This is a genomic window from Streptomyces sp. SudanB25_2051 (genome assembly GCF_964272635.1).
GTDB lineage: Bacteria > Actinomycetota > Actinomycetes > Streptomycetales > Streptomycetaceae > Streptomyces.
In genome coordinates, this window is sequence record NZ_OZ186787.1 from 2,507,927 (window position 1) to 2,531,866 (window position 23,940).

General features: G+C 73.6%; 21 protein-coding genes and 1 tRNA gene. 14 read left to right on the forward strand and 8 right to left on the reverse strand.

Annotated elements, in window-relative coordinates; translation table 11 throughout:
* Positions 1-107: 107 nt before the first annotated feature.
* The 5 genes from ACSUPT_RS11060 (at position 108) to ACSUPT_RS11080 (ending at position 3,933) form a co-directional block, all read left to right on the forward strand.
* On the forward strand, positions 108-1,451 hold the full coding sequence (locus ACSUPT_RS11060; protein ID WP_436944153.1) for a diaminopimelate decarboxylase: 1,344 nt from the start codon (positions 108-110) through the stop codon (positions 1,449-1,451).
* A gap of 149 nt (positions 1,452-1,600) precedes the next feature.
* On the forward strand, positions 1,601-2,137 hold the full coding sequence (locus ACSUPT_RS11065) for a hypothetical protein (protein WP_361659323.1): 537 nt from the start codon (positions 1,601-1,603) through the stop codon (positions 2,135-2,137).
* Positions 2,137-2,928, forward strand: a complete 792-nt coding sequence (locus ACSUPT_RS11070; RefSeq protein ID WP_351965335.1) for a transcriptional regulator — start codon at positions 2,137-2,139, stop codon at positions 2,926-2,928. Before ACSUPT_RS11065 ends, ACSUPT_RS11070 begins: the two co-directional genes overlap by 1 nt.
* Positions 2,929-3,009: 81 nt before the next feature.
* Positions 3,010-3,405, forward strand: a complete 396-nt coding sequence (locus ACSUPT_RS11075; protein ID WP_399219002.1) for a roadblock/LC7 domain-containing protein — start codon at positions 3,010-3,012, stop codon at positions 3,403-3,405.
* 153 nt (positions 3,406-3,558) lie between these two features.
* Positions 3,559-3,933 carry a hypothetical protein gene (locus ACSUPT_RS11080; protein ID WP_351965333.1) on the forward strand — a complete coding sequence of 125 codons (375 nt, stop codon included), beginning with the start codon at positions 3,559-3,561 and terminating at the stop codon, positions 3,931-3,933.
* A gap of 27 nt (positions 3,934-3,960) precedes the next feature.
* Here the strand turns inward: ACSUPT_RS11080 and ACSUPT_RS11085 are convergent, their stop codons facing one another.
* Positions 3,961-4,524 (reverse strand): hypothetical protein, encoded by a 564-nt coding sequence (locus tag ACSUPT_RS11085; protein WP_361659328.1) that lies wholly within the window; start codon positions 4,522-4,524, stop codon positions 3,961-3,963.
* Positions 4,525-4,618: 94 nt separating this feature from the next.
* Entirely contained in the window at positions 4,619-5,479 is an 861-nt protein-coding gene (locus ACSUPT_RS11090) for a MurR/RpiR family transcriptional regulator (RefSeq protein WP_436944154.1), read from the reverse strand.
* A 377-nt stretch (positions 5,480-5,856) separates the two neighbouring features.
* Here ACSUPT_RS11090 and ACSUPT_RS11095 point away from each other — a divergent pair, with 377 nt between their 5' ends.
* The 4 genes from ACSUPT_RS11095 (at position 5,857) to ACSUPT_RS11110 (ending at position 9,279) form a co-directional block, all read left to right on the forward strand.
* Positions 5,857-6,288 (forward strand): hypothetical protein, encoded by a 432-nt coding sequence (locus ACSUPT_RS11095; protein ID WP_351965330.1) that lies wholly within the window; start codon positions 5,857-5,859, stop codon positions 6,286-6,288.
* 13 nt (positions 6,289-6,301) lie between these two features.
* A complete protein-coding gene (locus ACSUPT_RS11100) occupies positions 6,302-7,741 on the forward strand; it encodes a hypothetical protein (RefSeq protein WP_436944155.1) in 1,440 nt (479 codons plus the stop codon).
* An 11-nt stretch (positions 7,742-7,752) separates the two neighbouring features.
* Complete coding sequence (locus ACSUPT_RS11105; RefSeq protein WP_365725056.1) at positions 7,753-8,367, forward strand: hypothetical protein; 615 nt, start codon at positions 7,753-7,755, stop codon at positions 8,365-8,367.
* A 63-nt stretch (positions 8,368-8,430) separates the two neighbouring features.
* The gene (locus tag ACSUPT_RS11110) at positions 8,431-9,279 is read left to right on the forward strand and encodes a histidine kinase (protein WP_436944156.1); all 849 of its coding nucleotides are present in this window, start codon (positions 8,431-8,433) and stop codon (positions 9,277-9,279) included.
* Positions 9,280-9,685: 406 nt separating this feature from the next.
* Here the strand turns inward: ACSUPT_RS11110 and ACSUPT_RS11115 are convergent, their stop codons facing one another.
* Positions 9,686-11,071 (reverse strand): cystathionine beta-synthase, encoded by a 1,386-nt coding sequence (locus tag ACSUPT_RS11115; protein ID WP_351965326.1) that lies wholly within the window; start codon positions 11,069-11,071, stop codon positions 9,686-9,688.
* A gap of 116 nt (positions 11,072-11,187) precedes the next feature.
* Here ACSUPT_RS11115 and ACSUPT_RS11120 point away from each other — a divergent pair, with 116 nt between their 5' ends.
* From ACSUPT_RS11120 to ACSUPT_RS11130, 3 genes are all read left to right on the forward strand, one after another.
* Entirely contained in the window at positions 11,188-12,171 is a 984-nt protein-coding gene (locus tag ACSUPT_RS11120) for an SGNH/GDSL hydrolase family protein (protein WP_436944157.1), read from the forward strand.
* Between the two features lie 229 nt (positions 12,172-12,400).
* Positions 12,401-13,621 carry an acetyl-CoA C-acetyltransferase gene (locus ACSUPT_RS11125; RefSeq protein WP_351965324.1) on the forward strand — a complete coding sequence of 407 codons (1,221 nt, stop codon included), beginning with the start codon at positions 12,401-12,403 and terminating at the stop codon, positions 13,619-13,621.
* Positions 13,622-14,012: 391 nt separating this feature from the next.
* Entirely contained in the window at positions 14,013-14,966 is a 954-nt protein-coding gene (locus ACSUPT_RS11130; protein ID WP_351965388.1) for a hypothetical protein, read from the forward strand.
* Positions 14,967-15,019: 53 nt separating this feature from the next.
* On the opposite strand, the gene ACSUPT_RS11135 is transcribed toward ACSUPT_RS11130, so the two are convergent.
* From ACSUPT_RS11135 to ACSUPT_RS11145, 3 genes are all read right to left on the reverse strand, one after another.
* Entirely contained in the window at positions 15,020-15,379 is a 360-nt protein-coding gene (locus ACSUPT_RS11135; RefSeq protein WP_436944158.1) for a hypothetical protein, read from the reverse strand.
* 195 nt (positions 15,380-15,574) lie between these two features.
* Positions 15,575-16,456: a Bax inhibitor-1/YccA family protein gene (locus ACSUPT_RS11140; RefSeq protein ID WP_351965322.1), complete on the reverse strand. Its 882-nt coding sequence runs from the start codon at positions 16,454-16,456 to the stop codon at positions 15,575-15,577.
* Positions 16,457-17,100: 644 nt separating this feature from the next.
* Positions 17,101-17,181 (reverse strand) — tRNA-Leu (locus ACSUPT_RS11145).
* A gap of 428 nt (positions 17,182-17,609) precedes the next feature.
* Here ACSUPT_RS11145 and ACSUPT_RS11150 point away from each other — a divergent pair.
* A complete protein-coding gene (locus ACSUPT_RS11150; protein ID WP_351965387.1) occupies positions 17,610-18,380 on the forward strand; it encodes an ABC transporter ATP-binding protein in 771 nt (256 codons plus the stop codon).
* 95 nt (positions 18,381-18,475) lie between these two features.
* Entirely contained in the window at positions 18,476-21,007 is a 2,532-nt protein-coding gene (locus tag ACSUPT_RS11155; protein ID WP_436944159.1) for an ABC transporter permease, read from the forward strand.
* A gap of 169 nt (positions 21,008-21,176) precedes the next feature.
* Here the strand turns inward: ACSUPT_RS11155 and ACSUPT_RS11160 are convergent, their stop codons facing one another.
* Entirely contained in the window at positions 21,177-22,391 is a 1,215-nt protein-coding gene (locus ACSUPT_RS11160; RefSeq protein WP_351965320.1) for a phospholipase D-like domain-containing protein, read from the reverse strand.
* Between the two features lie 104 nt (positions 22,392-22,495).
* Positions 22,496-23,914: a class I SAM-dependent methyltransferase gene (locus ACSUPT_RS11165; RefSeq protein ID WP_436944160.1), complete on the reverse strand. Its 1,419-nt coding sequence runs from the start codon at positions 23,912-23,914 to the stop codon at positions 22,496-22,498.
* Positions 23,915-23,940: the final 26 nt, after the last annotated feature.

Below are 23,940 nucleotides of genomic sequence, written 5' to 3' on the forward strand. Positions count from 1 at the left end.
CACTGCGGCGCCGGCCACTTCTGTGAGTGAGATATTCACATCCTGCTCGACTGAATAGATGTAGTCAACAGCTGCGCGGGCGCGCCCCGGGTGTTTGGCTGGAGGGCATGGCTTCCGACCGACGTGATCAAGCCGTCCGCGCAGCCGTCGAGCACGCGCTGCTCTCCGACTCCCAGCCCGTCGTCGCCCTCCTCGACGCCACCGGTGTCCGCGCTTCGGCCGCAGCCCTGCGCGCCGCGTTCGCCGCCGTCACCGACGCCCCCGTCCTGCACGCCTTCGCTGTGAAGGCGTGCCCGCTCGTCCCCGTGCTGCGCCTGCTGCACGAGGAGGGGCTCGGCGCCGAGGTCGCGAGCCCCGGCGAGCTCGCCCTCGCCCGCGCCGCCGGGGTCCCGCCGCACCGGACCGTCCTCGACTCCCCCGCCAAGACCCCTGCCGAACTGCGCGAGGCCCTCACCCTGGGCATCGCCGTCAACGCCGACAACCCGCAGGAGCTGGCCCGCCTCGACGCGCTCGTCGCCGCGGCCCCCACGGCCGCGCCGCTCGGCCTGCGCGTCAACGCCCAGGTCGGCGGCGGCGCCATCGACGCCCTGTCCACCGCCACCGACACCTCCAAGTTCGGTGTCGGGCTGCGCGATCCGGGCGCCCGCGAGTGGATCGTCCGGGCGTTCCTGGACCGCCCCTGGCTGACCCGGCTGCACACCCACTCCGGCTCCCAGGGCGTGCCGCTCGACCGCATGGCGGCCGGGGTGCGGGCCGTGTACGAGCTGGCCGAGGAGATCAACGCGGCCGCCGGGCGGCGCCAGGTCGACACGATCGACATCGGCGGCGGGCTGCCCGTGAACTTCGCCTCCGACGAGGAGACCCCGACGTACGAGGAGTACGCCCGGCTGCTCGCCGCGGAGGTGCCGGGACTGTTCGACGGGCGGTACGGACTGGTCACCGAGTTCGGCCGGTCGCTGCTGGCCCGGCACGGCACGGTCCTCGCGCGCGTCGAGTACACCAAGACCTCCGGCTCACGGCCCATCGCCGTCACGCACGCCGGCGTCCAGGTCGCCACCCGCACCGTGTACGCCCCCGCCTCCTGGCCGCTGCGGATCGCCGCGTACGACGCGCAGGGGCTGCCCAAGCAGGGGCCGCCGGTCGACCAGGACGTGGCCGGGCCCGCCTGCTTCGCGGGCGACCTGCTGGCCGTGGCCCGGCCGCTGCCGCGCCTGGAGCCGGGTGACGTCGTCGCCGCGCTGGACACCGGCGCGTACTACTTCGCGCACCACTTCGCGTACAACTCCCTGCCCAGGCCCGCCGTGTACGGGTACACGGTCCGGCCGGACGGGACGGTCCGCTTCGCCGCCGTACGGGCGCCGCAGCCGCTCGCGGAGATCGTCGCCGAGTCGGGCGGGGAGCTGCGGGACGCGCTGGTGGCCGAGGAGGAGCCGGCCGGGGCGGCGCAGTAGGGGGCGGCCCCGGGCGGATGGCGGCGGAGCCTATCGCGGCCGGGGCACGTTCCAAAGGAAAATGCCAGAAGTCCCGCCCAGGGGCGGAACGTTGCGTAACCTCTCCGCTACCGAGGTCGCCACGGCTGCGCCATGGGAGGGGAATCCGCGTGCCCGGAATCGACGAGTGCCTGCTGCAAGCGATGACCCTGCCGGGCGCGCGCGGTGCCGCCCTCGTCGACTGGACCAGCGGCCTCGCCCTGGGGACGGCCGGCGAGTCCCCGGTCGGCGACCACGAGACGAGCGCGGCCGAGGCGGCCGAACTGGCCCGCGCGGCCGCCGAGTACGAGTCGTTCACCCCCGCCCCGGACGCGCGGCGCGGCGGGCCCGGCGCCCCGGTGGCCGGACCACCGGGAGCGGGGCCCGCGGGCGCGCCGGGCGCCGGGCCCGGCGGATCACCGGGGGGCGCTGTGCCGCTCGCGGGAGCGCCGGGGGCCGGAGCGCCGGGCGCCTGGGCCGGTGACGACGAGGGCGCCCCCATCGAGGACCTCATCGTCACCACCCGCACCGGCTACCACGTGCTGCGCTTCGTCACCACGAACTTCGACAGCAGCCTCTTCCTGCACCTCTGGCTCGACCGCTCCACCGGCAATCTGGCCCTCGCCCGCTTACGCCTGCGCGACCTGGCCGAACGGCTGGTGCTGTGATGAACGGCGTCGTCTCCCCCATGCTGCGGCGCCTCGCCGCCGACCGGGCCACCGGCGCCCTCGTCCGCGACCACGGCACGCTCTACCTGGTCGACGGCCAGGTCGTGCACGCCGAGAGCCCCGTCGCCCCCGGCCTCGACATCCTCCTGGCCGGCGGCAGCGACCGCCGCTCAGCCGCCCGGACCGGCGCCGGCCGCCCGTCCCGGATAGGCGACGGCGAGCGCGAGATATGCCGCCTGGGCGCCCTGTTCGACGCGGCCTTCTTCGCCCTCGCCCCCGGCCGCGGCCCGGCCCGCTTCCGGTACGGCGCCGAACCCCGCCACGCGGGCAGGGGCCGCCCCGTCCCCGCGGCCGCCGTGGAGCGCGAGACGCTGCGGCGCCGCGAACTGCTCGACAGCGTCTGGCCGTACCCCGCCCTCGACGCCGCCCCCGTCGTCCCCCGCCCCGCCGCCCCCGGGCAGACCGTCACCGCCCGCGGCCGCGCCCTGCTGGACCGCGCCGACGGGACCCGCACCCCGGCGCAGCTCGCCTGGGTCCTGGGCCGCCCCGCCTTCCACACCGTCCTGGAGATACGGCGCCTGGCCGCCGCGGGGCTGGTCGAGACGCCCGCCCCGGTGCCGGCCGCCGACCCCCGGACCGCCACCGCCCCCGCTTCCGCCTCCCCGGTCGGCGCCCCCGGGCCCGTACCGCTGCCCCTCCCCCTCTCGCCGAGCGGCGCCGTCCCCGCGGCCGACCACCCCGACATCGCCCTGCTCCGCCGAGTCCGTGACGCCCTGGAGGCACGCCTGTGACCACCCGCTCCACCCACCTGCCCTCATGAGGCCCGCGTCATGAGGCGCGCCCTGCGGCAGCGCGCCGAGAGGAGACAACTGATGACGGCCGAACCGTACGTACTCGGGGAGCTGCGCCGGCTCCGCGCGCGGGTCCCGCAGCTCACCGGGGCGCTCGCCGCCAGCGTCGACGGGCTGGTCCTCGCGCAGGACACCGGGGACGTCGAGCCGGACGGCGTCGCCGCGCTGACAGCGGCCGCCCTCGGCGTGGCCGTACGGCTGACCGACGCGACCGGGCGCGGCGCGTTCCGGGAGCTGCTGGTGCGCGGCGAGCACGGCTATGTGGCGACGTACGCGGCGGGCGGCACGGCCGTGCTGACGCTGCTGGCGGAGCCGCGCGTCAACGTCGGCCGCCTCCATCTGGAGGGCCGCCGCTCGGGGGCGCGCATCGCGGAGCTCGTGGACGGCGCGCTGGAGCGGCCTGACCTCGGCCCCTGAGACCGCCCGCCCGCCGCAGGCCGAGACCCGCGGACGCGCCGTCCCACCCCCTGAACCCCACAAGCCCCGACAGCCCCACCAGTCCCGTAAGTCACCACCCGAGGCACACACCCGTATCGAGCGGGAAGCCACCAGGAAAGGAAGTGCGCGTTCATGGCCAACGCGGAGACAGCCCTCAAGGAAGCGATGACCGCGATCGACGGTGCCATCGGCGCCGCGCTCGTCGACTATTCGAGCGGCATGGCCCTCGGCATGGTCGGCGGCGGCAACGACCTGGACCTCACGGTCGCCGCCGCCGGGAACACCGACGTGGTCCGCGCGAAGGTGCGCACCATGGAGATGCTGGGCCTGAACGACGAGATCGAGGACATCCTGATCACGCTCGGCACCCAGTACCACCTGATCCGGCTCATGAAGGGCCGCGGCGCCAACGGCCTCTTCCTGTACCTGGCGCTCGACAAGAACCGGGCGAACCTGGCGATGGCCCGCCACCAGCTCAAGAAGATCGAGGGCGACCTGGAGGTCTGACCTCCCGCCCCTCGGCCGAGCCGCGCGTCAGCGGCGCCGCGCCCCGCCGGGTGCGGCGTCGCCCGCGGCGATGCCCGTCGACTTGTACGCGGTGACGTGGCGCCCGGCCGGGCCGCCCCCGGCGAGCCGGTCGGCGCAGACCCACAGCAGCCGGTCCTCGGCGCTCTCGCGGCGGCCGATCCACACGGCCTTGAGCCACAGCCCGGCGCCGAGCCCCGCGATCAGCAGCCCCGCGGCGGCGGGCACCGCGAACGACGTGCCCACGGCCACCGGGAACGCGGGCAGCAGCCACCAGCGGCGCGCCCTGCGCCACGCCCTCGCGGTCACCGCCCGGTCCTGGAGGATGTCCTGCCGGGCCGCCCGCACGGCCCCGGCGGCCAGCTGCGCGTACCGCCCCCGCCGGGCGAGGAACACCGCGGCCGCCGCGACCAGGAACAGGGCGGCCCCCGCGAGCAGCCCGATCCGCCGGCCCGTCAGTCCGGGCGGCACGGTCCCGACGGCCGCCCCGACGAGCCCCGACCAGAAGAGGGGCGCCGCCCCCGCCCGTACGGCCACGGCCACCCTCGCCAGCGACTGCCCTCCGCGCGCCACGTCCCGTCCTCCTTCTGCCTCGGCTGCGATGCGGCTGTGCGCCGGGCAGGGTACAGGCGGTCCGTGAGAGTTCCCTGAGAGAACGGGGGCCGTACTACTCCACGAACAGCCCGCGCGCCGCCGCCCGCGCGTCGAACTCCTCCAGCCGCGCCTGCGCGTCCGGCAGCCCGTCGCACATCGCCTCCAGCAGCACCCGGCCGAGCAGCATGGGCCCGCACGCCGTGTCGAAGGCGAGGGCGGTGCCCACGGCGGCCGGGAGGAGCAGGTCGCTGTGCCGGGCGACCGGGGCGAACGCCGAGTCGGCGACGGTCACCACGGTCAGCCCGGCGGACCTGGCGTACTCCAGGGCGTCGACCACCTCGCGCGGATGGCGGGGCAGCGCGAAGCAGAGCAGGGCGCTCGCCCCGGCCCGTACGGCGGCGTCGATCCGGTCGGTGAGCATGGAGCCGCCCTCGTCGAGGACCCGGACGTCCGGGTGGACCTTGGCGGCGAAGTACGCGAAGCCGCGCGCCTGCGCGGCGGCGGCGCGCAGGCCGAGGACCGGCAGCGGCCGGGAGGCGGCGAGCAGCCGGCCGGCGCGCTCGGCGGGCGCGGAGTCGGCGAGCAGCTCCGCGAGGTGGCGGAGGTTCTCGATCTCGGCGTGGACGGCCTGCTGGTACTCGTTGGCCGCCGCCGTCCCGTCGGGTGCCCCGCCCGGCGCGGCGCGGGCGGGCTCGGCGGGGGCGACCTCCCGCAGGTACTTGCGCAGCGCCGGGTAGCCGTCGAAGCCGAGGGCGACGGCGAAGCGGGTGACGGACGGCTGGCTCACCCCGGCCAGCTCGGCCAGCTCCACGCTGGACAGGAACGGCACGTCCGCGGCGCGCCGCACCATCCAGTGGGCGATCCGCCGCTGTGTCGGCGTCAGCCGGTGCCCCTCGAACAGGGCCTGCAGCCGCGCGCCGGGGGTGTCGCTCATGCCGGTACCCCTGTCCTCCACCTCGGGTCTATTCAGTCACCGCAGTGACTGAATAGACCATATGCAAGGCCGCCCCCGCCGCGAAACCCAGGGCGGCACCGCCCACCGCGGACCACCCCGCCCGCGCGGTCACGGCGCCCGCCCACAGCACGGGAAAACGGGGCGCACCTGACCGAATGCCGACATCGCCCCACCCCGCCCGACATCCGCCCCAGCTTCTCCACCGGATCACCACGAATCCACAACTGACCTGCTCAGACGCGCAGTTGACAGGGGAACCGCAGTGAGGGGCCCTGCGTCCTCCCTTCCGGCGCCGTAGGGTTCGTTACATACAATGCGGCGCAAATTCGTTCACCAGCATCGGGGGTCGGCGCACCATGGGGTTCGACGAGGAATGGGCCCAACTGCGGGCCGAGGCGGCGGCGCGGCTCGACACATCCATGCGTCTGAACCAGCTGCCCGCCGACCAGGGCGGCGGTGGCGGCGGCGGGAAGCTCGTGTCGACGCCGGCCCAGAAGACCGCCGCGGCGAAGACGATCCGCACCGAACTGACCGAGAAGACCACCTCGGCGGGCAAGCACGCGGCCGAGGCCACCAACAGCGCCGTCAGCGCGTTCGGCGGCTGGGCGACCGGCACGGCCCTGAAGAAGGTGCAGACCACCTGGGAGGGCCAGGTGAAGACCCTCCTGGGCCGGCTGAGCCACGAGGCGGGCGCCCTGGACGGCACGGTCACCACGCTCGGCGGCACCGACGTCGACCGCGGCGCCGAGATCCGCAAGGTGCCGTCGGGCCTGGACAAGATCCGCTGAACGGGGAACGAGCATGCTGACGTACCACGAGGTCATGACGACCGACTACGGAAAGCTTTCCGCGGCCGCCGACAAGTGGGATTCGATGGCCTCCGAGTTCCGGAAGGTCGAGAACCGCTACCGGGACAGCGTCCAGAGCCTGACGCTCGGCGACTCCTGGGAGGGCGACAGCGCGAACGCGGCGCGCGTCAACTTCGAGGCCACCCGCTACGAGTTCGAGGCCGCGCAGACCCAGGCGAAGGCCACGGCGACCCTGCTGCGCAACGCCCACCAGCAGTTCACGGAGCTGAAGCAGAAGCTGGAGAACGCCCGCGCCGACGCCGTCAAGGAGGGCATGCGGGTCTCCGAACAGGGCAACGTCGCCTTCGACATGGAGCGCGCCTCGCCCGCCGAGCGCAACGCGCTGCGCCACGACCCGCAGTACGCCAAGGACGTCCGGGAGAGCGAGCAGTCCTGGGCCGAGTACATCAAGGCGTGCGTCAAGGCCGTCGACGACGCCGACAAGGACCTCCAGAAGGACCTGGAAGCGGTCGTCAAGGACTCCGGCGGCGGCAAGAACGACGAGACCAAGGGCGGCTTCAACGGCAACGCGGGCGCGGTCGCGGCCGCCGACGACCAGCAGCGCCGGGACCGCATGGACCTCACCTCGTTCGCCATGCGCGAGAACGAGACGCTCGAGGACTGGCTGGCCCGCATCCAGCGCGACGGCATCGAGAAGATCACCGGCAACAAGCAGCTCGCCGACCTGCTCGCCGGCATCCAGAAGGGCACGGTCACCGCGGGCGCCTTCGCCCTGGCGCTCGGCACGTCCGTCAAGGGCGGCTTCAAGCTGTACCAGTTCCTCAAGAGCGGCAAGACGATCACGGCGCCCGGCACCTTCATCACGAGCCGCATCAACGAGCGGATGATGCTCGCCCAGTCGGGCAGCTTCTGGAGCAAGCTGCCGCCGAACGTGGTCTCCGCGCTGACCGGCTCGGAGGAGGCGGCGGCGCTGGGCGCGCACATGAAGAACGGCAAGTTCTTCATCCCGACCGCCGCCGAGGCCAACCTGGCGCGCGTCGCCCAGCAGGGCGGCCTCGCCAACGCCGCCAAGGCCGCGGGCTGGCTGCGCGGCGCCGGTGTCGTGGGCAGTGCCGCGGCCACCGTGTACGGCGTGGCCAACCTGTCCACGTACAACATGGACATGATCAAGGCGGAACCGAGCAAGTTCGCCACCGACCTCAGCGGAACGGCCTTCAACGCCTCGCTCACCGCCATGGCCGTGGCGCCCAACCCGGTCACCGTCGGCCTGGCCGTCGGCACCGGCCTCGTCTACGGCGGCTGCCTCATCTGGGACAACAAGGAGGCCATCGGGGAAGGTCTGAAGGAGGCCGGGGACTGGGTGGGCGACCGCCTCGAGGACACCGGTGAGGGCCTGAAGAAGATCGGCAGCGCCCTCAACCCCTTCGACTGACCGGGGAAGCCATGCACACCACCATCACCCCGTTCGCCCTCGCCCGCTGGAAGTCGGAGAAGACGCCGGGTGAGCCGCGGCAGTTCGGCTACACCGGCACCTCGCCGGAGTTCGGCGAAGTCCGCGTGGTGTGGCCCGCGCTGCCGCACACCCGGAACGTGGTCGTCACGGAGGTGAGCGGTCCCGGCCTTCCCACCGCCAGGTTCGAGACCCGCGGCCTGCTGTCGGACCTGGTGAGCAAGCCCACCCTGAACCGCGCGACCTGCCGGGTCGACGGCCGGTTCGTCAGCATGGACCGCAACCGTTGGGCGCTCACCCACCGGGGCCGCGCCCTGCGCATGCGGTACCTCGGCGACGACTACCGGCTCACGGCCCTCGGCAAGCGGGCCTACCGGCTGGAGCGGCTGCGCGACGACGAGGACCCCGGCGTCACGGTCACGGCCCACCAGACGGGCATGGGGAGCGGCAGGCGGGTGACGCTGCGGGCCGAGGGGCGGGTCCTGCCCGCCGACCTCGCCCTGGCCGCCCTGTTCGCCGGGGTCGACCGGTCGGTCCTCACACGGCGCGGAGCCGTGCGGGCCGGCTTCAAGAGGATGTTCAGCTTCTGGGCGGAGACGACGTACTGACGTGCCGGCACCGGCGCGTCCCGGTGCCGGTCCGCCGAGCCCGACCTACCGAGTGAGTGGTGTATGCCTTCCATTGACGTTTCCCGGTCCCGTTTCCGGCTGACCGACGAGCACCTGATCGTGCTCTCCGAACTGGCCGCCGGCCGGCCGGTGGACGAGGAGTTCGCCGCCGCCCGCAAGGAGGTCGAGGACAGCGGCCTGGTCACCCCCGACGGGCGGCTCCAGCAGGCGCTGCTGCCGCTCGTGCAGACCTTCCTCGCCCCCGGCGTGATCATCTCCCTGGAGTCGGGCGGCCGCCAGGGCAAGCTCCAGCACGGCATGCTCATCGGGGACGAGCACGTCGTCGCGCACGAGGCGTGGCCGGGCGAGGCCGAGCAGGAGTACTCCCTCGTCGAGCCGAAGACGCTGATCTGGAAGCTCGCCTCGATGGTGAACCTCCGGCAGTCCCCCGCCGCCCGGCAGACGGCGCTCACGGCCGTCGAGACGACCGTCGCCGTCGTCGACGCGGGCTTCGCCGCCCTGGAGGCCGTGGCGGGACCGGGGCGCGGCGCCGAGGAGGAGCAGGCCGCCGTGCGGCAGGCCCTGGCCGCGGGCGGCGCGCTCGCCGAGCCCACCCTGTCGCTCCTCGCGGAGATGATGTCGGAGCTGCGGTGCAGCTGGCGGATGACCGCCGCCTGGCAGGCCGAGCAGGGCGGCCAGGGCGGTGTCGAGGGCCGCGGCTTCGCCGTGTGGGACTGCGGGCCGCTCGGGTACTGGCTGCGCGAGCTGCCCGAGGAGCCGCTCCCGGCCGACCAGCTCACCCCGGCGAGCCCGTTCCGCCTGGTGCGTACGGACGCCAGGTCGATCTGGACGCTCATCACGGACCTGCTCCCCGACGCCGACGAGGTCCGCGCGGCGCGGGCCGCCCGCTGAGCGGCGGCGCGACGACACCGGAGGGGGCCGGTCCGCACGGACCGGCCCCCTCCTCGCGTACGGCGCCTTTGCGCGGGGACCGCCGCACCCCCGGAGCACGGGGGGCGGGACGACGGCGGTCCCCGCGAGGGACACGGGCCCGGGTCAGGGCCGGTCACCGCGTCCGCGGCGTCAGCGGGAGGTCCGGGAGCCGCTCCGGAGGTCCCCGACGCCGACGACCCCTACGGTGCCGCACCCGTGTTAAGCGCGTGCTGCCCGCGCGTGTCGTCCCCGTACCGTTTACGCGAACCCGGCGAACCGAGCGCACCTCACCGGCCGGTCCGGCCCTCGCGGCACCCGGGCCCGCCCGCAGGGTCCGTACGCGACGGCGAGGGACCGGCAGCGGGTGCCGGGCCCCCGGGTCGTGCTACTTGCCGTCGCGGGCCAGGAACGCCAGCAGGTCCTGGCGGCTGACCACGCCGGTCGGCTTGCCCTCGACCAGGACGATCGCCGCGTCCGCCCGGCCCAGCACGGCCATCAGGTCCTCGACCGGCTCGCCGGAGCCGACCTGCGGCAGCGGGGCGCTCATGTGCTTCTCCAGCGGGTCGTTCAGGGAGGCGCGCTGCGCGAACAGCGCCTCCAGCAGCTCCCGCTCGACGACCGAGCCGACGATCTCGGCGGCCATCACGTCCGGGTGCCCGGCGCCCGGCTTGACGATCGGCATCTGGGAGACGCCGTACTCGCGGAGCACCTCGATCGCCTGGCCGACGGTCTCCTCCGGGTGCATGTGCACCAGCTTGGGGATGTCGCCCTCCTTGTGGCGCAGGACGTCCCCGACGCGCGCCGACGGGCCGGCGTCCTCCAGGAAGCCGTAGTCCGCCATCCACTCGTCGTTGAAGATCTTCGAGAGGTAGCCGCGGCCGCTGTCCGGGAGCAGGACGACGACCACGTCGTCCGGGCCGAGGCCCTCCGCGACGCGCAGCGCCGCGACGACGGCCATGCCGCAGGAGCCGCCGACGAGGAGGCCCTCCTCCTTGGCGAGGCGGCGGGTCATCTGGAAGGAGTCCTTGTCGGAGACGGCGACGATCTCGTCCGTCACCTTCTGGTCGTACGCGGACGGCCAGAAGTCCTCGCCGACGCCCTCCACCAGGTACGGGCGGCCGGAACCGCCCGAGTAGACCGAGCCCTCCGGGTCGGCGCCGATGACCTTGACCTTGCCGTCGCTGACCTCCTTGAGGTAGCGGCCGGTGCCGGAGATGGTGCCGCCCGTGCCGACGCCGGCGACGAAGTGGGTGATCCGCCCCTCCGTCTGCTCCCACAGCTCGGGGCCGGTCGTCTCGTAGTGCGAGCGCGGGTTGTTCGGGTTCGAGTACTGGTCCGGCTTCCAGGCGCCGGGCGTCTCACGGACGAGGCGGTCGGAGACGTTGTAGTACGAGTCCGGGTGCTCCGGGTCGACCGCCGTCGGGCAGACCACGACCTCGGCGCCGTACGCCCGCAGGACGTTGATCTTGTCCATGGACACCTTGTCCGGGCAGACGAAGATGCACTTGTAGCCCTTCTGCTGGGCCACGATCGCCAGGCCGACGCCGGTGTTGCCGGACGTCGGCTCCACGATGGTGCCGCCGGGCTTCAGCTCGCCGCTCTTCTCTGCGGCCTCGATCATGCGCAGGGCGATGCGGTCCTTCACCGAACCGCCCGGGTTGAAGTACTCGACCTTGGCCAGGACCGTGGCCGAGATGCCCTCGGTCACACTGTTGAGCCGCACCAGCGGGGTGTTGCCGACGAGGCTGATCATCGAGTCGTGGATTTGCACCGTAAGTCTCCGGGGTCTCCGTAATGGTCCAGCCAGCGTAAGCCGAGTGGATGCGTAGGCGGGCAGGGTTCCGGGGCAGTTAGCTCACAGACTGTACGGAGGAGGTGGCTGCCCCCATGTCGAGGGCGAGAGTGGCACGGCGGATCGCGACCGGTGCGGCGTACGGCGGCGGGGGCATCGGCCTGCTCGGGGTCGCCGCCGTGGGCGTGCTCTTCGCCGAGATACAGCTGGCCAAGCGATCCGTGGGCGGCGGCGTCGCCCCGCTGCCCCCGACGGCCGACGGGCTGTACGGGCGCGGCTTCGACGGGGTGCCGCTGCGCCTGGCCATGCTGGGCGACTCGACGGCCGCGGGGCAGGGCGTGCGGCGTGCCGGGCAGACGCCGGGCGCGCTGCTGGCGTCGGGGCTCGCCCAGGTGGCCGAGCGGTCGGTGGAGCTGCGGAACGTGGCCCTGCCCGGCGCCCGGTCCGACGACCTGGAGCGGCAGGTCGCGCTGCTGCTGGCGCAGCCGGGGCGGGTGCCGGACGTGTGCGTGATCATGATCGGGGCCAATGACGTCACGCACCGGATGCCGCCCATTCAGTCCGTGCGGTACCTGTCGGAGGCGGTGGGGCGGCTGCGGGCCGCGGGCGCCGGGGTGGTGGTGGGCACCTGCCCTGACCTGGGCACGATCGAGCCGGTGTACCAGCCGCTGCGCTGGCTGGCCCGGCGGCTGTCGCGGCAGCTGGCGGCGGCGCAGACGATCGTGGCGGTGGAGCGGGGCGCCCGGACGGTGTCGCTGGGCGATCTGCTGGGGCCGGAGTTCGCGGCGAACCCGCGCGAGATGTTCGGCGCGGACAACTACCACCCGTCGGCCGAGGGGTACGCGACGGCCGCGATGGCGGTGCTGCCGACCGTGTGCGCGGTGCTGGGCGTGTGGCCCGAGCCCGAGCGGCTGGACGCGGACCGGCGGGAGGGGATGCTGCCGGTGGCGGAGGCGGCGGCCGAGGCGGCGGAGGAGGCCGGTACGGAGGTGACCGGAGCCCGTGCCCCGTGGGCGCTGCTCAAGCACCGCCGCCGCCGTCGCCTGACGGAGCCCGCCGCCCCGGACCCGGCGTCCTGACCGGACGGCACGGGCGGGGCGTGCGGGACACGCGGGCAGCACGGCACGGGCGGGGCGTGCGGGAGGCACAGGCGGCACGGCACGGGCGGGGCGTGCGGGACGCGCGAGGCGTACCCTGCGAAGGAGGGACTGAGCGGGTGCTTAGGGTCACACTCCACACCCGGTGACCCCGGCCCTACGTAGGGGTAACTTCCTTGTCGTCGCACACCCACGCCCACCTGGAGCCGTGATGCCCGAAGCCGTGATCGTCTCAGCCGCCCGTACGCCCATCGGCCGGGCCTTCAAAGGCTCGCTGAAGGACCTGCGGCCGGACGACCTGACCGCAACGATCATCCAGGCCGCCCTCGCCAAGGTGCCGGAGCTCGACCCCCGCGACATCGACGACCTCATGCTCGGCTGCGGCCTGCCCGGCGGCGAGCAGGGCTTCAACCTGGGCCGGATCGTCGCCGTGCGCATGGGCATGGACCACCTGCCGGGCTGCACCCTGACCCGCTACTGCGCCTCGTCCCTGCAGACGACCCGCATGGCCCTGCACGCCATCAAGGCCGGCGAGGGCGACGTCTTCATCTCGGCGGGCGTCGAGATGGTCTCGCGGTTCGTGAAGGGCAACTCCGACACCCTGCCCGACACCCACAACCCGTACTTCGCCGACGCGGAGGCCCGCACCGCGGCCGCCGCCGAGAACGGCGCCTCCGAGTGGCGCGACCCGCGCGAGGACGGCCTCGTCCCGGACGCCTACATCGCGATGGGCCAGACCGCCGAGAACCTCGCCCTCCACAAGGGCGTCAGCCGCCAGGAGATGGACGAGTTCGGCGTACGGTCGCAGAACCTCGCCGAGCAGGCCATCAAGAACGGCTTCTGGGAGCGCGAGATCACCCCGGTGACCCTCCCCGACGGCACCGTCGTCAGCAAGGACGACGGCCCCCGCGCGGGCGTCACCATGGAGGGCGTCCAGGGCCTCAAGCCGGTCTTCCGCCCCGACGGCCGGGTCACCGCCGGCAACTGCTGCCCGCTCAACGACGGCGCCGCCGCCCTGGTGATCATGTCCGACACCAAGGCGCGGGAGCTGGGCCTCACCCCGCTCGCCCGCGTCGTCTCCACCGGCGTCTCCGGCCTCTCCCCCGAGATCATGGGGTACGGCCCGGTCGAGGCCAGCAAGCGGGCGCTCGCGCACGCCGGCCTGACCGTCGACGACATCGACCTGTTCGAGATCAACGAGGCGTTCGCCGCCCAGGTGATCCCGTCCTACAAGGACCTGGGCATCCCGCTCGACAAGCTCAACGTCAACGGCGGCGCCATCGCCGTCGGCCACCCCTTCGGCATGACGGGCGCCCGCATCACCGGCACCCTGATCAACAGCCTCCAGTTCCACGACAAGCAGTTCGGTCTGGAGACCATGTGCGTCGGCGGCGGCCAGGGCATGGCCATGGTGATCGAGCGCCTCTCCTGACGCGCCCGCTCTCCTGACACGGCCCCTCGCCCGCCCCACGGCTCTCCCCCTGTCCCGCCGGCCGCCCGGCGGGCCGGCCCGCCTGTCGCGCCGGCCCGCCCGAGGCGGCTCCCGTGAGGCCGCGGCCTCGTATGACGGGACGCCGCCTCTCCCGGCACAGGCCCGCCGAACCGCTCCGCGTCCCAGCCGTGACCGAATCTCCCCCAGGATGTGACCTATCTCCTGGGGGAGATCCGTTTACGCAGGTCACCGGCGTGGGAGCGCGGAACACCGGCCCAAGAAACCTGTCCATTTCGTGACGTAATGCACTGACACCGGGCCCACGGCTGGCACAAGCTGATGTAGGAAGTGCGGGGGATCGATTGAAACCGGGAGTACGTCAGTGAGCGCCATGCCCATCGCCCTGCTGCTGACCACGGCCACCGCCACGGCCGTGGGCGCCGCTGCCCTGTACGCGGTCCACGGCCTGCGCCGCCAGATCGACGCCCTGCGCACCGACCTGGCCGCCGCGCACGCCGCCGCCGGGCAGGCCCCGACCGTCCCGCACGCCCGCTCCACGGAGCCGACGATGGCGGACGAGATACGCACGGCCGTCGCCGAGGCCCTCGCCGAGGAGCGGGAGCGCGAGCTCGCGGAGGCCCGCGCGTTCTGGGCCGCGCAGGAGGCCCGCGACGCCGCCGACTCCCCCGCCTCGCTGCTGGGCGGGATGCCCGGCCCGCTGGGCGCCGGCACCGGCGACGACGGCCCCTACTTCGTACCGCGCCAGGCGGACTTCGCGGGCATGGAGTCGCTGGACCTGGACGCCGAGTACGACGCGGCCGACCTGGCCGCCGACTTCGCCGACGCGGAGCTCCCCGACTTCCCCGGCCTGCCGGACGTGCCCGGTCTGCCGGGCCTGTCGGGCCTGCCGCTGGGCGATCTGCCCGAGCGGGCCGGGGCGGGCGACTGCCCCGAGTACGCGGAGGACTCGCCCGAGCTGGCCGCGGCCCGCCGCCGCCACCCCTCGCACCCGGACTTCGTGCCCGTCCGGACGCCGGTCGTCACCGACCACGAGCGGACCGTGGCGCGCCTGGAGGAGCTGGCGGACGCCCGTACCCCGCTGACCGACGTACGGCCGGGACCGCTCGGCACGCTCGACGTGTACGTCTTCGAGGACGGCACGACGCTCTGCATGACGCCGGGGCACCGGGAGACCGCCGAACGCCTCGCGCAGGCCCTGCGGGAGGGCGCGACGCCGTTCCTGCTGGGCGGCTCGGGCATCTCCGGCGCGTACGCCCTGACGTTCGCCTGCGGCGACGGGGAGAACGTCTACATCCTCGCCGACCGCGTGATCGCCTCCCTCTGAGCCCGCCGGGCCTCACCCGGCCAGGCGCCTGCCGGCCGGGCGCCCGCGGACTGCTACAGCCCCGCGCGCTCGGCCGCGGCCCGGACCTCCGCCAGCGCCCCGGCCAGCTCGGCGTCCGGGTCCACCTCCGGGTCCGCCGGCGCCCCTTCCCCGCGCGCGGCCGCCCGCAGCGCCTCGGCCAGATCGGCGCCCGCCACGGCCAGCTGGTCGCCCACCGCGAAGACCCCCGCGTCCGGCATGACCCGTGCCTCGGCCGGGTCCACTCCCTCAAGCCGCTGCGCGCGCTTCGCCAACTCCCTGGCCAGCGCCAGGCCTTCTGCTGCCGCGCCCTGCCTGAGCCTGCTCTGCGGGGCCGCCCGCAGCCGGTCGGCCAGCCGGTTCACTGCCTCGTCCAGTTCCCTCGTATCGTGCACGCCGCGACCCTATGCGCCGGTACGGCACTGTCGCCACGCGTACGACCTGCGGCGTGCCGCCCGCAGGCCGCTGTGGCCGCGCCGTACGCCGCGCCGCGGCTCGTACGCACGCCGAAGGGCCCGCCCGGACGAACCGGGCGGGCCCTTTCAGCCGATCTCACGGCCGGCCGCTCACGGGGCCGGACGGCGGGGCGATCAGTCGTCGCCGGCGAAGATCTGCACGAGGCGCAGGAACTCCATGTAGATCCACACCAGGGTCATGGTGAGGCCGAAGGCCGCCATCCACGACTCCTCGCGGGGAGCGCCGTAGGTGATGCCGTCCTCGACCTGCTTGAAGTCCAGCGCCAGGAAGCAGGCGCCGAGGATGATGCCGATGACACCGAACAGGATGCCGAGGCCGCCGCTGCGGAAGCCGAGGCCGTCACCGCCGCCGATCACGGCGAACAGCAGGTTCACCGCCATCAGCAGGACGAAGCCGATCGCGGCCGCCATCACGAAGCCGTAGAAGCGGCGCGTGACGCGGATCCAGCGCATCTTGTACGCGATGAGCACACCGGCGAAGACCGACATCGTGCCGAGCACCGCCTGCGGGACCGCGCCCGCCGTGACGTACGTCGTGACGGCGCTGGAGATGACGCCCAGGAACACGCCCTCGAAGGCGGCGTAGGCCAGGATCAGCGCGGGCGACGCCTTGCGCTTGAAGGACTGCACCATCGCGAGGACGAAGGCCACCAGGGCCGCGCCGACCGCGATGCCGTAGGACTTGCCGAGGTTCGCGGGGTCGACCGGCAGCAGGAACCAGGCGAGGGCCGCGGTGACGAACACCGTGCCGAGCGTGATGGCCGTGCGGGACACCACGTCGTCGATGGTCATGGCGCCCGGGCGGGCCGGGGCCTGCAGGCCGGCGGCGCCCTGCTGGACGTCCGGCTGCGCGTAGGGGTTGGTCGCGTACGGGTTCGTCGCGTACGGGTTGGTTCCAGCGGCGGGGCCCCCGGCCTGCTGCTGCGCGTTGAAGCCCGCGTAGCCGTTGTCGCGGCTGAACCCCCGTCGCGAGAAGACCGGGTTGCTGCTCCTCATCTCACTCCTCCATGGCCGCCGTGCGCGGCCTTGACACCAGAGTAATGGGGAAGCAAAGGAAACACCCTAGTGCTCGGGGAGGATCTTTCCGCTCCTGGGTCTCGATCAGGCAACCTCCGTGTCGCGCGACCGGATCACCGCCGCCGCCGGCGCCCGGGACCTCCCCGCGACCTGGTGGCGCCGGCCCCCCGTCGGCGGCCGGCTCGTCCTCTCCCCGTGCCGGCGCGGTCTGGCCCGCGGCCTCACCGGCGCCCGGGCCCGCGTCGCGTGGACGGACGTGTCCGCAGCGCCGGACGCGCCACGACAGAGCAGGACTCGGGAGCGCCGGCTGGATGGCGGTGATCCACGCCGCCGGACAGCGCCTCGCGCTCTCTCAGAAGGGCGCCGTCGTCTGTAGGGGTCGAAGTCCCGCGGTCCGGGCACAGATCCAAGCTCATGGAGGTCTGCCGCTCGCCTTCGCCGGCACGTCCGGGGGGCGCCTCACCTGGCAGCTCGCGCCCCGGCCTGCCTTGTGCTTCCGCGCGTATACAGCGGTCATGGCGAACGGAGTCTGGCCCCCGGTGTTCCCGCCGTGTTCCCACAAGGCGGCACCGAGGGCTGGCGCACCCCCCATTTGCGCAGGTCAAAAGAGCTATTCAGTTCTGTGCCCGGAGCGGGACTCGAACCCGCACGGCCGTAGGCCAGCGAGGTTTAAGCTCGCCGTGTCTGCGTTCCACCATCCGGGCATGACGCGCAGCTTTCCGTCTCTCTCCGCGTCAGCACATGAGCCTATCCGGGCGCTTTCCCCGGACAGCGGCAGAGTGGCCCGATGTTGTCTTATTTTATTGGCGCCTGAGGGATCGTCAGCATACGACGAGGGCGTTGCGCAGCAGCGGCGCGGGGTTCGCGGCCGCACATGCCGTTCCGGGGGAATGACGGAAAGTCGCCGTCCGTCCACGGCGAGTCCACGCCATCGCGGCCGATACCCCTTCCCCGTACGCCTTCCCGAGGGGGCTCTCAGGGGTGCCGTCATACCTCAGGAGGAGCGCCGGGCGGCGCCGTCAGACTCCAGAGGGCCACCGGAACGGGCACGCGGACGGACGTCCGGCGGGGGTGGCGGCGCCGACGATGGAACGGTTCGCCAAACCCATGTGTGACAGGAGTCCTCCCCGTGATCCCCACCTCGACGACCGCACGCCGCGCCACCGCGGTGGCCGCCCGCGCCACGGATCTCTCCAAGGTCTACGGACAGGGCGAGACCCGCGTGGTCGCCCTCGACCGGGTCACCGTGGAGTTCCCGCAGGGCGAGTTCACCGCGATCATGGGGCCGTCGGGCTCGGGCAAGTCGACGCTGATGCACTGCGTGGCCGGCCTCGACACCTTCTCGCACGGCTCGGTCCGCATCGGCGACACGGAGCTCGGCGCCCTGAAGGACAAGCAGCTCACCCAGCTGCGCCGGGACAAGATCGGCTTCATCTTCCAGGCGTTCAACCTGCTGCCGACGCTCACGGCCCTGGAGAACATCACGCTCCCCATGGACATCGCGGGGCGCAAGCCGGACAAGCAGTGGCTGGAGAGGGTCATCGACATGGTGGGCCTGTCCGCGCGGCTCGGGCACCGGCCGGCGCAGCTCTCCGGCGGCCAGCAGCAGCGCGTCGCCGTGGCCCGCGCCCTCGCCTCCCGGCCCGAGATCATCTTCGGTGACGAGCCGACCGGCAACCTCGACTCGCGCTCCGGCGCCGAGGTGCTGGGCTTCCTGCGCAACTCGGTGCGCGAGCTCGGCCAGACGGTCGTGATGGTCACCCACGACCCGGTCGCCGCGTCCTACGCCGACCGGGTGATCTTCCTGGCGGACGGCCGGATCGTGGACGAGATGCTCGCCCCGTCCGCCGACCGGGTGCTGGACCGCATGAAGGAGTTCGACACCAAGGGCCGCACCAGCTGACGCGGGGGGCGCGCCGGACCACCCCGCGCCCCCGCCCGGCCCTCTCCCGCCCCGGCCCCTTCCGCCACCGGACACCTCCACCCCAGGACTCACCCATGTTCCGTACCGCCCTGCGCAATGTGCTCGCGCACAAGGCCAGGCTGCTGATGACCGTCCTCGCCGTCATGCTCGGCGTGGCCTTCGTCTCCGGCACCCTCGTCTTCACCGACACCCTCAACCGGGCCTTCACCAAGCAGGCCGCCAAGAGCTACGACGACGTCGCCGTCGCCATCACCTCCTATCCCGACCGGGACCAGGCGCAGCGGGAGCCGGGGATCTCCCGCGCCACCCTCGACAAGATCGCCGCCGTGCCGGGCGTCGCCTCCGCCGTCGGCCGTGTCGAGGGCTTCGCCGGGGTGCCCGACCCCGACGGCAAGCTGATCGGCGTCGGCTGGTCCAACAAGGGCGCCAACTTCGCCCCCGGCAAGGACGGCGAGGACTCCCGGTACGACTTCGTGAAGGGCGGCGGCCCCGTCGCCGCCGGGCAGATCGCGCTGGACCGGGAGACCGCCGCGAAGGGCCGCTACGAGGTGGGCGACACCGTCCGCGTCGCCACCAACGGGCCCGTCGCCGAGTACCGCCTCCAGGGCGTCTTCACCACCGACGACGGCGCGGTCAGCGCGGGCGGCAGCCTCGTCCTGTTCGACACGCAGACCGCGCAGCGCCTCTTCCTCAAGCCCGGCTTCGTCCAGGACGTCACCGTCACCGCCGCGCCCGGCGCGGACGACGCGAAGCTCCTCGCGGCGATCGAGCCGCTGCTGCCCGAGCACGCCGAGGCGCAGACCGGAGCCGCCCTCTCCGCGGAGCAGGCCAAGGAGATCGAGGAGGGCATGAGCGCCTTCTCGCAGGTCTTCCTCGGCGCGGCCGCCATCGCCCTGTTCGTCGGCGTCTTCCTGATCGCCAACACCTTCACGATGCTCGTGGCGCAGCGCACCAAGGAGGTCGCGCTGATGCGGGCCGTCGGCGCCTCCCGCAAGCAGATCACCCGCTCGGTGCTGGCGGAGGCCGCCATCGTCGGCCTGGTCGCCGCGGTCGCCGGCTACCTGCTGGGCATCGGGCTCGCCGTGGGCCTGCGCTCCGGCATGGCCTCGTTCGGGCTGAAGATCCCGGACGGCCCGCTCGTCCTCGGCCTCACGCCGGTGCTGTCCGCGCTGGGTGTCGGCCTCGTCATCACCATGCTCGCCGCGTGGCTGCCCGGCCGCCGCGCCGCGAAGATCCCGCCGGTCGCCGCGATGAACAGCGTGCACGCCGCGCCGACGCAGAAGTCGCTGGTGGTCCGCAACAGCATCGGCGGGGCCCTGGCCCTGATCGGCAGCGCCCTGATCGTGGGCGGCGCCGTCAAGGCCGGCGACCTGGGGCGCCTGCTCATCTCGGGCGGCGCGTTCCTCACCCTGATCGGCATGATCATGCTGATCCCGCTGCTGTCGCGGCCGCTGATCGCCGCCGTACGGCCGCTGCTGGTCGGGGTGTTCGGGATCGCCGGCAAGCTCGCCGGGCAGAACGCCGTCCGCAACCCGCGCCGCACCGGCGCGACCGCGTCGGCGCTGGCCATCGGCCTCACCCTGGTCACCGGCCTCTCCGTGCTCGGTGTCACCGTCGGCAAGTCCCTCGACCAGGCGACCACCGACCAGATCAAGGCGGACTACATGGTCCGCATGGCCAGCGGCGGCCCCCTGGACCCGTCGGTGCTGACCGCGCTGGAGAAGGCCCCCGGCGTCACCGCCGTCTCCCCGCAGCAGGCGTCCGACCTGGAGCTGGGCGGCAAGCACACCGCGGTGTCCGCCGTGACGCCCGGCGCCATCGAGAAGCTCCTGAAGGTCGAGCCGACCGCCGGTTCGCTGGACTCGCTGGGGCGCGGCCAGATCGCCGTGGCGGCCGAGACGGCCGAGTCGCGCGGCTGGACGGTCGGCAGCACGGTCCCCGTCACGTACAACGACGACAAGAAGGGCACGCTGACGGTCGGGGCGATCTACAAGGACTCCGACTTCCTCTCGCCGGTCCTCATCGACCACAAGGCCGTCGCCCCGCACGAGTCGGAGCGGTTCATCCCGGCCATCTTCGTCGCGGTGGACGGCGGGGCGAGCGGCGCCCACGAGAAGGCGCTGATCGACGCCCTGGGCAAGAACCCGGCGATCGACTTCATGGACGAGAAGGACATCCGCGACTCGTTCGGCGGACCCATCAACATGCTGCTGAACATCATGTACGGCCTGCTCGCGATGGCCCTGATCATCGCCGTGCTCGGGGTGGTCAACACGCTCGCCATGTCGGTGTTCGAGCGGCAGCAGGAGATCGGCATGCTCCGCGCGATCGGCCTCGACCGGCGCAGGGTGAAGCGGACGGTCCGGCTGGAGGCCGTGGTGATCTCGCTGTACGGCGCGGTCGTCGGCATCGTGCTCGGCGCGTTCCTCGGCTGGGCGATCGGCGAGACCGTCAAGAGCAGCCTGCCCGGGTACTCGCTGGTCCTGCCGTGGGACCGGATCGGGCTGTTCCTGCTGCTGGCCGGACTGGTCGGCGTGCTGGCCGCGATGTGGCCGGCGCGCAGCGCGGCGAAGCTGAACATGCTGAACGCGATCAAGGCGGAGTAGCACCCGCCCGGCCGCACGCCGGCGCGATGACGCGGGGGACGCGGTGACGCGGAGGACGCGGTGACGCGGAGGACGCGGTGACGCGGAGGACGCGGCCGGTGGGAAGGGCCGGGCCCCATGGCGGGGGCCCGGCCCTTCCGCGTGCTCCGCGCCGTCCCGTGCGGGCCCGTCAGGTGTCGGCGCAGTAGGCCATCAGGCGTTCGTGGTCGGCGCGGAAGCGGTCGTACAGCGCCGGGTCGTCGATCTTCAGCAGCGTCTCGTCGTTGGCGCGCAGGGCCGGGTAGGTGTAGTTGTGGCTGCCGGTGAAGACGATCTTCCGGCCGGCCTGGCCGTTGTACACGCCCTCCACCAGCAGGTACTTGGAGTGCAGCCCGATCCGGGTGCCGTCGGCGCGGGGCTCGGAGCAGGCGGCCTGGGCGGTGAGCCGGCCCGCCAGGGCGGTGCGCACGGCGGAGCCCATGGAGCCGGGGGCGCCGTCGTACGCCAGGTGCACTTCGCAGCCCGCCCGGTGGAGTTCGACGAGCTTGGCGGCGACCTCGTCGCGGGTGAACAGGTTGGCGGCGACGCGGACGCTGGTCGCCCCGCCCGCGCAGCCGACGTTGTCGAGGACCAGCTTCACCGTGTCGGTGGCCGCGTCGTCGTCCGGGGCCTTCAGGAACGACTCCTTCCGGGGGAAGAAGTACGTCTTGTACGGGCCGGTGGCGCTGGTCGGCGTCCGGTAGTAGTGGTCGGTGCCGGTGGACGTGCCGTGGGCGAGCAGATCCCCGAAGTAGGCCAGGTAGTTGTCGTACAGGCCGCTGTCGACGACGGTGACGGCGTTGTTGAACAGGTCGGTCCGCTGGGTGTTCGTCAGGTTCGCGGAGGTCTGCACGACGACCTTGCCGGCGCCGCCGGTGGACGAGAACAGCAGGAACTTGTTGTGGTTGATGGCCCCGTCGGCGTCGCCCGCGAGCGTGCGCGAACCGATGCAGCCGCGCCCGGCGGGACAGGCGTACACCCAGGAGGACTTGGTGCGGTCGGTGCCGAGCGCCTCGGCGAGCCGCCCGTACTCGCCGCCGGTCATGGTGACCGAGGTGTGGTCGACGATCACGCGGACGCGGACTCCGCGCGCGTGGGCGGCGGCGAGCGCGTCGGTGACCGGGTTCTCGGTGAAGGTGTACATCGCGACACTGATGACGGAGCCGGCCGGGGCGCGGCCGATCAGGTCCAGGATGTGGTCGCGGATGCGGCTCTGGGCGGCGGTGTCGCCGGCCGGGTCGTTGAAGGTGGCGGTCGTGGTGACCGGTACGGCCTCCTGCTCGGCGGCGGCCGGTACGGCGGCGGCCCCGGCGGTCAGCGCGGCGGCGGCCGGCAGGCCGAGCAGCCAGGTGGTGCGGCGGCGCACGGAAGGAACTCCCCCTCTTGCCCTCGTGCCGGGGCGGGGCCCGTCCCGCGCGGTACGGCGCCGCGGAAGGGTCCCGCCCCGGTGTGATCAGAGGGGGGAACGTATCAACTGCCGTGGTTCTCGCTCCAGATGCGGCTGCGCAGCGGCATCCCGGACGCGCCGCCGGCGGGGGTCCGCACGGCGAGCACCTGGTTCACGCCGATCCGGTTGCGTTCGAAGGCGAGGGCGGACGCGGCCATGTAGAGCCGCCAGACGCGGGCCCGGCCCGGCCCGGCGAGCCGTACGGCCTCGTCCCAGTGCTCCTCCAGATTGGCCACCCAGCGGCGCAGGGTGAGGGCGTAGTGCTCGCGGATGGCCTCCACGTCGCGCACCTCGAACCCGGCCTCCTCCAGGGTGGCGGTGGTGCGGCCGAGCGGGGCGAGCTCCCCGTCGGGGAAGACGTACGCGTCGATGAACGGGTTGATGCGGTACTCCTCCTCGCGGGGCTCGGGGCGGCGGGCGATCTGGTGGTTGAGCAGCCGTCCGCCCGGCTTGAGCAGGCCGTACAGGAGACGGGCGTAACTGCGGTAGCGGACCGCGCCGACGTGCTCGGCCATGCCGACGGAGGCGATGGCGTCGTACGGGCCGTCGCGCACGTCCCGGTAGTCCTGGACGCGGATCTCCACCCGGTCGGTGAGGCCCTCGTCGGCGACCCGCTTGCGGGCGTACGCGGCCTGTTCGGCGCTGAGGGTGATGCCGACGACGGTGGCGCCGTGGTGGCGGGCGGCGTGCAGCGCGAGGGAGCCCCAGCCGCAGCCCACGTCCAGGAGCCGGTCGCCCGGCCGGAGGGCCAGCTTGCGGCAGATCAGCTCCAGTTTGTCCCGCTGGGCGTCCTCCAGGGTGCCGTCCTCGGTCCAGTAGGCGCACGAGTAGACCATGGACGGGCCGAGGACCAGCGCGTAGAAGTCGTTGCCGACGTCGTAGTGGTGGCTGATCGCCGCGCGATCGCGGGTCTTGGTGTGGAGGGGGCCGCTGCGGCGCCGGACCTCCTCGGCCGGCGGGGCGGGCGGCGGCCAGGGACCGGCGAGGAGCAGCAGCTCGCGGGCGGCGGCGCGCAGACGGGGGTCGCCGGCGGCGCGCAGGGCGCGGGCCACCCGGGCGGCGCGGGCGCGGGCGGGGTGGTGCGGGCGCCGTGCGCGCGGGCGCCCGTCGTGCCCGCGTCCGTCGTGCGGGTCGCCGTCGTGTGCCTCCCGGCCGTGCCGGTCGCCCTCCCCCGGGGCGCGTTCCCACAGGTGGCCGGCGAGCCGGGTGAGCGCCTCGTACAGGTCGCCCTCCACGTCCAGGTCGCCGGCGACCCAGCCGCGGGCGAGGCCCAGCTCGCCGGGCCGCCACGCCATGCGGCGCAGGGCCCTGCGGTGGCGGATGACCAGGACGGGCCCCGGCGGGCCGGCCTCGCTGCCGTCCCAGGCGCGGATCCGCACCGGGAGCGGGGCACCCAGCAGGTCCTCGGCGAGCGAGGCCAGCCGGGAAGCGGCGTCGGACATGGTGCAACACCTCCGTGACGTCGATC

Excerpts from the sequence above, each read along its gene's own strand:
- ACSUPT_RS11060 (WP_436944153.1), top strand. The coding sequence starts at position 108 with ATGGCTTCCGACCGACGTGATCAAGCCGTCCGCGCAGCCGTCGAGCAC.
- ACSUPT_RS11070 (WP_351965335.1), top strand. The coding sequence starts at position 2,137 with ATGAACGGCGTCGTCTCCCCCATGCTGCGGCGCCTCGCCGCCGACCGG.
- ACSUPT_RS11075 (WP_399219002.1), top strand. The coding sequence starts at position 3,010 with ATGACGGCCGAACCGTACGTACTCGGGGAGCTGCGCCGGCTCCGCGCG.
- ACSUPT_RS11080 (WP_351965333.1), top strand. The coding sequence starts at position 3,559 with ATGGCCAACGCGGAGACAGCCCTCAAGGAAGCGATGACCGCGATCGAC.
- ACSUPT_RS11090 (WP_436944154.1), bottom strand. The coding sequence starts at position 5,479 with ATGAGCGACACCCCCGGCGCGCGGCTGCAGGCCCTGTTCGAGGGGCAC.
- ACSUPT_RS11095 (WP_351965330.1), top strand. The coding sequence starts at position 5,857 with ATGGGGTTCGACGAGGAATGGGCCCAACTGCGGGCCGAGGCGGCGGCG.
- ACSUPT_RS11100 (WP_436944155.1), top strand. The coding sequence starts at position 6,302 with ATGCTGACGTACCACGAGGTCATGACGACCGACTACGGAAAGCTTTCC.
- ACSUPT_RS11105 (WP_365725056.1), top strand. The coding sequence starts at position 7,753 with ATGCACACCACCATCACCCCGTTCGCCCTCGCCCGCTGGAAGTCGGAG.
- ACSUPT_RS11110 (WP_436944156.1), top strand. The coding sequence starts at position 8,431 with ATGCCTTCCATTGACGTTTCCCGGTCCCGTTTCCGGCTGACCGACGAG.
- ACSUPT_RS11120 (WP_436944157.1), top strand. The coding sequence starts at position 11,188 with ATGTCGAGGGCGAGAGTGGCACGGCGGATCGCGACCGGTGCGGCGTAC.
- ACSUPT_RS11125 (WP_351965324.1), top strand. The coding sequence starts at position 12,401 with ATGCCCGAAGCCGTGATCGTCTCAGCCGCCCGTACGCCCATCGGCCGG.
- ACSUPT_RS11130 (WP_351965388.1), top strand. The coding sequence starts at position 14,013 with ATGCCCATCGCCCTGCTGCTGACCACGGCCACCGCCACGGCCGTGGGC.
- ACSUPT_RS11140 (WP_351965322.1), bottom strand. The coding sequence starts at position 16,456 with ATGAGGAGCAGCAACCCGGTCTTCTCGCGACGGGGGTTCAGCCGCGAC.
- ACSUPT_RS11155 (WP_436944159.1), top strand. The coding sequence starts at position 18,476 with ATGTTCCGTACCGCCCTGCGCAATGTGCTCGCGCACAAGGCCAGGCTG.
- ACSUPT_RS11165 (WP_436944160.1), bottom strand. The coding sequence starts at position 23,914 with ATGTCCGACGCCGCTTCCCGGCTGGCCTCGCTCGCCGAGGACCTGCTG.